The following is a 1,001-nucleotide window of genomic DNA, read 5'->3' on the forward strand; positions in this document are numbered from 1 at the left end:
CGTATCCGCCCGACGAACTACATGTTTGACTTGTCCTTAAAGTTCTGCGGGTAGAGCTCGCGCAGGTTTTTGTGGTTGATGGACATGATGTTTTCCAGCGTGTGTTTAAGCCACTGGTAAGGGTTCACCCCGTGCTTTTTGCAGCTGGCAAAGAAGGAGTAGATCATGGCTGCTCGCTGTGCGGCTTCATGGCTGCCGGCAAAGAGGTAGTTCTTGCGGCCCAGGGCCACGGGTCTGATGGCATTCTCCACCAGATTGTTGTCTATCTGCAGCTCTCCGTCATAGAGGTAGGCGGAGAGGGCATCCCAGCGGGCGATGCTGTAGTTCATGGCCTTGCCTATCTGGCTCTTGGGCAGCGCGTGCTTTACCTCCTCCACCAGCCACTTGCCCATCTGATTCAGCAGAGGCAGGGACTTGTCGAGCCGCAATTGCTTTATGGCTGCCGCATCCATATCCGCTTCCCGAGCGCTGCGCTCCACAGCATAGAGCTGCTGGATGTAGAGCAGCGCTATGCCGGCACGTTTGGCATCATTGCCCAGTGCTTTCTCGAACTCCCGCCTGGCATGGGCCCAGCAGGCCAGGTGCACCACATCCTGGCGCGCTCCTATCTTCTCGTAGACTGCATAGCCGTCACTTTGCAGGTAGCCCTTGAACTTATTCAATAGCGCTGCCCCGGCTGCACCGCGGGTGGGCCGGTAGTCGAAGAGCACCGTTTTATCTAATGGCGAGTGGTAGACCCAGTAGTAGCCCTGGTGGCAGGCCCCCTTCTTGCCTGAGTCGAGCACCTTTATGGGTGTCTCGTCTGCCTGCAGGTAGCCTTTTGCCTTCGTGTCGAAGAGCAGCTGCTGGTAGAGGGGCTCGAGCCTTTCCAGGGCCTGTTTGGCCCACCCTTCTATGGTGGAGGAGGCAATGGGGATGTTTTCGCGGGCAAAGCGCTGCTTCTGCCTGTAGAGCGGCAGGTGGTCCTGATATTTATCGACCAGAATAGAGGCCAGTAAACC

At 57.3% G+C, this 1,001-nt stretch carries 1 protein-coding gene; it reads right to left on the reverse strand.

The annotated features are described in order from the left end of the window. Positions 1-17 precede the first annotated feature (17 nt). The coding region (gene tnpC, locus DXT99_RS26760) for an IS66 family transposase (RefSeq protein ID WP_115568657.1) at positions 18-1,001 on the reverse strand (984 nt) is incomplete at its 5' end.

The organism is Pontibacter diazotrophicus (assembly GCF_003367245.1).
Lineage (GTDB): Bacteria > Bacteroidota > Bacteroidia > Cytophagales > Hymenobacteraceae > Pontibacter > Pontibacter diazotrophicus.